This window comes from Dietzia sp. DQ11-71 (assembly GCF_014144995.1).
GTDB classification, from domain to species: domain Bacteria; phylum Actinomycetota; class Actinomycetes; order Mycobacteriales; family Mycobacteriaceae; genus Dietzia; species Dietzia kunjamensis.
In genome coordinates, this window is sequence record NZ_JAALDT010000210.1 from 1 (window position 1) to 7,285 (window position 7,285).

General features: G+C 67.2%; 9 protein-coding genes. 5 read left to right on the forward strand and 4 right to left on the reverse strand.

Annotation, left to right across the window (positions count from 1 at the left end):
* Nucleotides 1-390: 390 nt before the first annotated feature.
* Entirely contained in the window at nucleotides 391-669 is a 279-nt protein-coding gene (locus tag G6023_RS08305) for a WhiB family transcriptional regulator (protein ID WP_067718868.1), read from the forward strand.
* Nucleotides 670-729: 60 nt separating this feature from the next.
* Here G6023_RS08305 and G6023_RS08310 read toward each other — a convergent pair whose 3' ends face one another.
* Together G6023_RS08310 and G6023_RS08315 are read right to left on the reverse strand one after the other, a co-directional pair.
* Complete coding sequence (locus G6023_RS08310; RefSeq protein ID WP_200841539.1) at nucleotides 730-1,194, reverse strand: hypothetical protein; 465 nt, start codon at nucleotides 1,192-1,194, stop codon at nucleotides 730-732.
* Between the two features lie 2 nt (nucleotides 1,195-1,196).
* On the reverse strand, nucleotides 1,197-2,435 hold the full coding sequence (locus tag G6023_RS08315) for a fatty acid desaturase family protein (RefSeq protein ID WP_182634956.1): 1,239 nt from the start codon (nucleotides 2,433-2,435) through the stop codon (nucleotides 1,197-1,199).
* 114 nt (nucleotides 2,436-2,549) lie between these two features.
* Here G6023_RS08315 and G6023_RS08320 point away from each other — a divergent pair, with 114 nt between their 5' ends.
* The 4 genes from G6023_RS08320 to G6023_RS08335 all read left to right on the forward strand — a co-directional run bounded on the left by G6023_RS08320 (nucleotide 2,550) and on the right by G6023_RS08335 (nucleotide 5,763).
* Nucleotides 2,550-3,284: an amino acid ABC transporter ATP-binding protein gene (locus G6023_RS08320; protein ID WP_069389523.1), complete on the forward strand. Its 735-nt coding sequence runs from the start codon at nucleotides 2,550-2,552 to the stop codon at nucleotides 3,282-3,284.
* Nucleotides 3,285-3,341: 57 nt separating this feature from the next.
* Nucleotides 3,342-4,160: a glutamate ABC transporter substrate-binding protein gene (locus G6023_RS08325; protein ID WP_119192757.1), complete on the forward strand. Its 819-nt coding sequence runs from the start codon at nucleotides 3,342-3,344 to the stop codon at nucleotides 4,158-4,160.
* A gap of 113 nt (nucleotides 4,161-4,273) precedes the next feature.
* Nucleotides 4,274-4,936, forward strand: a complete 663-nt coding sequence (locus G6023_RS08330; RefSeq protein WP_067718880.1) for an amino acid ABC transporter permease — start codon at nucleotides 4,274-4,276, stop codon at nucleotides 4,934-4,936.
* Nucleotides 4,933-5,763 carry an amino acid ABC transporter permease gene (locus G6023_RS08335; protein WP_163376157.1) on the forward strand — a complete coding sequence of 277 codons (831 nt, stop codon included), beginning with the start codon at nucleotides 4,933-4,935 and terminating at the stop codon, nucleotides 5,761-5,763. Before G6023_RS08330 ends, G6023_RS08335 begins: the two co-directional genes overlap by 4 nt.
* A gap of 155 nt (nucleotides 5,764-5,918) precedes the next feature.
* On the opposite strand, the gene G6023_RS08340 is transcribed toward G6023_RS08335, so the two are convergent.
* Both G6023_RS08340 and G6023_RS08345 read right to left on the reverse strand, forming a co-directional pair.
* Nucleotides 5,919-6,695, reverse strand: a complete 777-nt coding sequence (locus G6023_RS08340) for an SDR family NAD(P)-dependent oxidoreductase (RefSeq protein ID WP_067718885.1) — start codon at nucleotides 6,693-6,695, stop codon at nucleotides 5,919-5,921.
* Between the two features lie 60 nt (nucleotides 6,696-6,755).
* The gene (locus tag G6023_RS08345) at nucleotides 6,756-7,184 is read right to left on the reverse strand and encodes a VOC family protein (protein WP_182634958.1); all 429 of its coding nucleotides are present in this window, start codon (nucleotides 7,182-7,184) and stop codon (nucleotides 6,756-6,758) included.
* Nucleotides 7,185-7,285 lie beyond the last annotated feature (101 nt).

A 7,285-nucleotide genomic window follows, 5' to 3' on the forward strand; every position in this document is an offset into this window, starting at 1 on the left:
CGGCCCGACGGCGGTCGCGCGCGAGGTGCGCGCACAGGTGGACCGCGCCCTCGACGGCGAGGCCGCCGGGATCCGGTCGTGGTGGGGGGTGGACGGGGCGGCACACCGCGCCGCGGAGGTCATCCGGGCGACGACGACGACGACGAAGTAGGCCCCTTTTCGGGTGATCCACGCCACCCCACCACGCCTAGGCGTTTTCTCACGATGCCATCACGAAGGCTGATAACTGCTGCACACATGCCGTCCCCGGGGGGCGATACTTCATCTCACGACCCCGAAAGTGCGGCGCGACGTCCCCGGAACCCTGACAGTATTGCGTCATCGACTGCGAACGACGAACTTTCAGGGCTCGAGGCAGGGCACTTCGCGAGGCGCAGGGACGGAGGATGAATGCCGAGATACAGGAACCTCGAACCCACCTCGGACTTCTGGTCCTGGCGTGACAACGCCGCGTGCATCGGGCACGAAGACCTGTTCTACAGCCTGGAGGAGGAGTCGAAGGGGGAGCGGCGCAAGAAGGAGGAGCAGGCCAAGTCGGTCTGCGCCACGTGCCCGGTCTTCGATACCTGTCGGCAGTTCGCCCTCAATTCCGGTGAACTCTACGGAGTGTGGGGCGGACTCACCGAGGCCGAGAGGCACAGGATCTCCGGCCGCCACCGCACCGGCTGACGACCCGGGCGGCGAGTCGGCGGCCGTGTACCCGGGTGGCAGGCTGGCGGTCCGCGGGACCTAGTTGCGATCCTGCGGGGTGGCCTCGTGCCCCCGGCGGCCGCCGGTCCGGTTGGCTTCCTTCATCTCCGCCTCGTGGACATGCCGTCGTCCTCCGGTGAGCTCGTCGCGCACCGCGCTGTCCAGGGCGCGGGCCGTGCTCCAGAACCCGTCGTCGAACTCCTCGACGATCTGGAACGTCCAGCGCCCGTGCAGGACGTTGACCCCCACCATCTCCTCACGGATGCGCGCGGCGAGCTCGGACCGGCCGGCATCGTCCAGCTGGTCGGCGGCCTCCTGGAAGAGGATATCCGCCCGGCCGATCAGCTGGTGCAGGTCGTACAGGTGTCCGCGGGCGCGCTCGATGTACTCCATCGCCTCGCCGACGGTCCCGGCCGCCTCGATCTCGGCGTCGGTCGCGCCGTCGGGTCGGCGATGCGTCCCGTCGACGCTCGGGGTCCGGTCGCCGGGTCCCGGGCCCGCCACGCTCAGACCGTCCGGGTCAGACGGCGGAGCTGGTCGGGGTCGGTGTGGTGCTTGAGCGCGGTGACCAGGCCGGAGCGCGGACCCACGGCGTCGTCGTAGGTCGTCGGCTCGCCGGCGAACATCTTCTCCGAGCGGGTCTCCGGCGCGTCGTCCGGCGTGGCCTTGAGGAACCGGTTCGGGAGCGAGAGCTTGGCGATGGTGCGCCAGGACTGCCAGTACTGCTTGTACAGCGGCCCGGTGGTGTACGGCAGGTCCCACCGCCGGCAGACGTCCTGGACCTTCTCCGAGAGCTCCGCGTACCGGTTCGACGGGAGCGTCGGGAAGAGGTGGTGCTCGATCTGGAACGACAGGTTGCCGGACATGAAGTGCGTGAGCTTGCTGCCGGTGAAGTTCGCGGAGCCGAGCATCTGGCGCAGGTACCACTGCGCCTGCGTCTCGGACTCGAGATCCTCGAGCGTGAACTTGTCGGCGCCGTCCGGGAAGTGGCCACAGAAGATCACGGCGTTGGACCACAGGTTGCGGATGATGTTCGCGGTCATGTTGGCGCTCATGGTGGACTTCCAGTTGGGCCCCGACAGCAGCGGGAACCACACGTAGTCCTTGCCCACCTGGCGCCGGGCCTTGCGGAGGAACTGGCCGATCCGCTTCTTGCGCTCGGCCCGCCCGGAGGAGTTGATCGTCGCCGGCGCGATCTCCAGGTGCTGGACGCCGACGCCCCACTGGAAGGCGAGGGCGAGGATCGTGTTCCACACCAGGTTGAGCGAGTTCGCCGGGTGCCACGGTTGGTCGCGGGTCACCCGCACCACGCCGTACCCGACGTCGTCGTCCATGCCGACGATATTGGTGTACTTGTGGTGGTGGTAGTTGTGGGTGGCCTTCCAGTGCTCGGACGTGCCGACGATGTCCCACTCCCAGGAGCTGGAGTGGATGACCGGGTCGTTCATCCAGTCCCACTGCCCGTGCATCACGTTGTGCCCGAGCTCCATGTTCTCGATGATCTTCCCGGCCGCCAGTAGTCCGGTGCCCACCAGCCACGCGGGTCGGTACCCGGAGAAGAGGAGGACGACCCGGCCGCCGGTCACCAGTCCGCGCTGCAGGCGGATGGTGTTCTGCACGTAGCGGCGGTCGTCGTCCCCGAGGGAGTCGACGACCTCCTGGCGGATCGCGTCCAGTTCCTCACCGATGGCATCGACGTCCTCGGCGGAGAGATGGGCGTATTCCCTTACATCAGATATCGCCATGTAAGAACGGTACGTAGCGGTCAGCGTCATGTCGACCGTTCCGGGAAACCCGAACTGCGGACAACTACTGCCGAGTTGACCGGCAAGCGTTCATCGGACGCTTATGATCCCACCATGGCTCTCGTCGAGATCTCAGGCGTCAATAAGCACTTCGGTGACTTCCACGCGCTCAAGGACATCAACCTGTCCATCGAGCAGGGGGAGGTCGTCGTGGTGATCGGCCCCTCGGGGTCCGGGAAGTCGACGTTGTGCCGCACGATCAACCGGCTCGAGACCTTCGAGAGCGGCTCCATCACCATCGACGGCAAGCCGCTGCCCGAGGAGGGCAAGGCGCTGGCGAGACTGCGGGCCGACGTCGGGATGGTGTTCCAGTCGTTCAACCTGTTCGCGCACAAGACGATCCTCGAGAACGTGACGCTGGGTCCCATCAAGGTCCGCAAACAGTCCAAGTCGGAGGCCGAGAAGCGCGCGATGGAACTGCTCGAACGGGTCGGTGTCCACGAGCAGTCGTCCAAGTACCCGGCGCAGCTGTCCGGCGGTCAGCAACAACGCGTGGCGATCGCCCGGTCGCTGGCGATGGACCCCAAGGTCATGCTCTTCGACGAGCCGACGTCCGCCCTGGACCCGGAGATGATCAACGAGGTCCTCGACGTGATGACGGGGCTGGCCAAGACCGGTATGACCATGGTCGTGGTGACCCACGAGATGGGCTTCGCCCGCAAGGCGGCCGACCGCGTGATCTTCATGGCGGACGGAGAGTTGGTCGAACAGGCCACCCCGGAGGAGTTCTTCACCAATCCGCAGAGCTCCCGGGCCAAGGACTTCCTGTCCAAGATCCTCACCAACTAGTCGGGCCCGTCCGCGGACCCGAACGAGACCCATCCACCCATCCCACGAGGAGAACCCATGAACATCCGACGGATCGGAGCGGCCACGGCGGCCGTCGCCCTGGCACTCGGCGTGAGCGCGTGCGGTAGCGACGATGGCGGCGGCGAGGACCAGCTCAAGGTCGGCATCAAGTTCGACCAGCCGGGACTCGGGCTGAAGGAGGGCAACGACTACACCGGCCTCGACGTCGACGTGGCGCGCTACATCGCCGACAAGCTCGGAACCCCCGAGGACGAGATCGAGTGGGTGCAGGCCCCCAGCGCCCAGCGCGAGACGCTGCTGGAGACCGGTCAGGTCGACATGATCGTGGCCACCTACTCCATCACCGACTCCCGCAAGGAGAAGGTCGGCTTCGCCGGCCCGTACTTCATCGCCGGTCAGGACCTGCTGGTCCGCTCCGACGACGACTCGATCACCGGTCCCGATTCCCTCGACGGCAAGCGTCTGTGCTCGGTCACCGGGTCGACGTCGGCCCAGACGGTCAAGGAGCAGGTGCCGGGTGTGAACCTGCAGGAGTTCGGCACGTACTCGGAGTGTGTCTCGGCGCTGGTGTCCAATGCGGTCGACGCGCTGACCACGGACGACACGATTCTCGCGGGGTACGCCTCCCAGGACCAGTACCAGGGCCAGCTCAAGGTGGTCGGCGAGCCGTTCTCCGAGGAGCGGTACGGCGTCGGCATCGCCAAGGGCGACACGGAGATGTGCGAGCAGATCAACGAGGCCATCCGCGAGATGATCTCGGACGGCACCTGGGACACCGCCGTCGAGGAGAACCTCGGCGCCGCCGGCTTCACCCCGGGCGAGGGCAATCCGCCCGAGCCGGAGGCCTGCGCCTGATCTGATCCGACCCGGCCGGATCGGCACCCGATCCGGCCGACCACCGCCTCCCTCCCCGCGCCGACCCACCGGCGCGGGGAGGAGGGCGGGCACCTCACCACGGAAGGTGGACCATGGGCGACATCTTCGCCGACTACGACGTCCTCGGGGCGGTCTGGGTGACGATCCAGCTCTCGGTCCTGGGCACCATCGGGGCCATGGTCCTGGGGACGATCATCGCCGTCCTGCGCGTGTCCCCGGTGGCTGTCCTGCGCGGCCTGGGCACCTCGTACGTCAACACGTTCCGGAACCTCCCGCTGACGTTGCTGATGGTCTTCAGCATCCTGGGGTTGTCCTTCATCCTCCAGCTGTCGGTCTCGGACGACTTCGCCCGCAACGCCTTCTGGTGGGCCGCGATCATGTTGGCCGTCTACCACGCCGCGTATGTCTGCGAGGCCCTGCGCTCCGGCGTGAACACCGTCCCGGTGGGGCAGGCGGAGGCCGCCCGCTCGATCGGTCTGGCCTTCGGCCAGTCCATGCGAGAGGTCATCCTCCCGCAGGCGTTCCGCGGGTCCATCGCCCCGCTGGGGTCGGTGGTCATCGCGCTGATCAAGAACTCCACCGTCGCGGCGGTCATCGGTGTCGGGGACTCCGCCGGCCTGCTCCAGGTCATCACGGAGAACGAGGGCGCGAGCCTGCTGACGTTCTTCTTCTTCGCCATGGTCTTCGTGGTCCTCACCCTCCCGATCGGACTGTGGACCACCTCCCTCTCCCGGAAGCTGTCGGTGAAGCGATGAGCACACAGGCGGTACTTTTCGACGTACCCGGCCCCAAGGCCCGGCTGCGGCACAGGATCCTCACCGCTGTCGGCGTGGTCCTCGTGGTCGCCATCGCCTACGTCATCTATCTCCAGTTCGAGAAGGCCGGCCAGCTCAAGGCCTTCATGTGGGAGCCGTTCGTCACCGACCCCGAGGTGTGGACGTCCTACCTCATCCCGGGCCTCAAGGGGACGTTCACGGCGGCGGCGATCTCCATCGTGCTCGCCGTGGTCTTCGGGCTGCTCTTCGGCATGGGGCGGCTCTCGCCGTTCGCACCGTTGCGCTGGTTCTGCAGCGTGATCGTGGAGTTCTTCCGCTCCGTGCCCGTGCTGCTGATGATGGTCTTCGCCTACTTCGGCTACTTCGCCACCTCCAACATCGTGCCCAACCAGCACGCGCCGCTCGCCGCCGTCGTCACCGCGCTCACCCTCTACAACGGCGCGGTCATCGCCGAGCTCGTCCGCTCGGGTGTCCACGGGCTGCCCGCGGGGCAGTCCGAGGCGGGACTGGCCGTGGGCCTCACCCCGGGGCAGGTGCTGCGCTCGATCCAGCTCCCCCAGGCACTCACGGCGATGCTCCCGGCCCTCGTCGGCCAACTCGTCGTCGTCCTCAAGGACTCCGCACTGGGCTACGGCATCACCTACCTGGAGCTGCTCAACTGGTCCAAGACCCTGGGCTCGGCGTACGCGAACACCGTCCCCGCCTACATCGTGGCGGGCATCCTGTTCATCCTCGTCAACTACACACTCACCAAGTTCGCCGTGTACCTCGAGGGCCGGATGAAGAAGCGCCGCGCGAAGGCCTGACCCGCACCCGCACCGTCGAAAGCCCGCACCGTCGAGGACCCACACCGTCGAGAACCCACACCGACGAAAAGGACGTTCCGCGCACATCGCCCGAGAGGGGAGTGCGCGGAACGTCCTTTTCGATGCCCGGGGGCGTGGTCGATTCCGGGGGCGTGCTACTTCGGTGGCATCCGGATGCCACCGTCGACGCGGATGGTCTCCGCGTTCATGTACGGGTTGGTGAGCAGCTCCATGACCATGGACGCCAGTTCGTCGCCCGAGCCGAGACGCTTCGGGAACAGGACATTCGAGCCGAGGTTGGCCTTGAACGCCTCCGAGTCCGGGCCCTCGCCGTAGATCGGGGTGTCGATGAGGCCGGGCGCCACGGTGTTGAGGCGGATGCCGGCGGCCGACAGGTCACGCGCGACGGGCAGGGTCAGGCCGACGATGCCGCCCTTCGAGGCGGAGTAGGCGGCCTGGCCGATCTGGCCGTCGAACGCGGCGACGGAGGCCATGTTGACGATGGCGCCCTTCTGTCCGTCCTCGTCGGCCTCCTGCGTGCTCATCTTGGTGGCGGCCAGCCGCAGCATGTCGAACGAGCCGATGAGGTTGATGTCGATGACCTTGCGGAACGAGTCGATGTCGAAGGCCGACGAGTACTCACCGTCGCGGCCGATGGTGCGCTGCGCCCAGCCGATGCCGGCCGAGTTGACGAGGTAGCGCAGCGGGCCGAGCTCGAGAGCGGCGGCGACGGCCTTCTCGTTCTGGTCGGTCTTGGTGACGTCGACGGAGACGAACACGCCTCCGACCTCGTTCGCCAGGGCCTCACCCTTCTCGGCATTGAGGTCGGCGACGACGACCTTGGCGCCCTTGGCGGCGAGCTGACGGACGACGGCGGCGCCGATTCCCGACGCACCGCCCGTGACGATGGCACTTGCTCCAGAAATTTCCATGCCAGAACGGTAACAAGCACGGGCGCTGGATAAGGGTGGCTTGGCCGGGTCAGTGCGTAATCAGTCTCCGGTGCCCGACACGACGACGTCCCAGCGGATGCCGAACCGATCGTGGACCTGCCCGTACCGGTCACCCCACGGGGCGACCTCGAACGGCATCGCCATCTCGCCACCGCTCGAGGTGACCTTGTCCAGGAACGCACGGGCCTCGTCCTCGGTGTCGAATCCCAGCAGGAACGAGTAGACGTCGCTGCGCGGCTGCGGGAGGCTCTCGCCCATGGCGTCACCGCCGGTCAGGCTGATCCCGGGGGCCTCGAGGGTCGCGTGGGCGACCGAACCGTGCGGTGGGTCGAACGGGAAGTCTTCGGTGGAGGGGAACTGGTCGTAGGTCATCACCTCGAGCTTCCCGCCGAAGAGTTCCTGGTAGTAGGGGAACGCCTCCGCCGCATTGGCGGGGAAGGAGATGTAGGGGACGCAGGTCATGGCCATGTCGGAGCCTCTCGTCGTGGGCGACCGCGTGCCGGTGCTACCCGGTATTCGCAACGCTAGACCCGTCTGCGGCGCCGGTCACGTTAATTCTGGGCGCCGTC

Excerpts from the sequence above, each read along its gene's own strand:
- G6023_RS08305 (WP_067718868.1), top strand. The coding sequence starts at position 391 with ATGCCGAGATACAGGAACCTCGAACCCACCTCGGACTTCTGGTCCTGG.
- G6023_RS08315 (WP_182634956.1), bottom strand. The coding sequence starts at position 2,435 with ATGGCGATATCTGATGTAAGGGAATACGCCCATCTCTCCGCCGAGGAC.
- G6023_RS08320 (WP_069389523.1), top strand. The coding sequence starts at position 2,550 with ATGGCTCTCGTCGAGATCTCAGGCGTCAATAAGCACTTCGGTGACTTC.
- G6023_RS08325 (WP_119192757.1), top strand. The coding sequence starts at position 3,342 with ATGAACATCCGACGGATCGGAGCGGCCACGGCGGCCGTCGCCCTGGCA.
- G6023_RS08330 (WP_067718880.1), top strand. The coding sequence starts at position 4,274 with ATGGGCGACATCTTCGCCGACTACGACGTCCTCGGGGCGGTCTGGGTG.
- G6023_RS08335 (WP_163376157.1), top strand. The coding sequence starts at position 4,933 with ATGAGCACACAGGCGGTACTTTTCGACGTACCCGGCCCCAAGGCCCGG.
- G6023_RS08340 (WP_067718885.1), bottom strand. The coding sequence starts at position 6,695 with ATGGAAATTTCTGGAGCAAGTGCCATCGTCACGGGCGGTGCGTCGGGA.
- G6023_RS08345 (WP_182634958.1), bottom strand. The coding sequence starts at position 7,184 with ATGGCCATGACCTGCGTCCCCTACATCTCCTTCCCCGCCAATGCGGCG.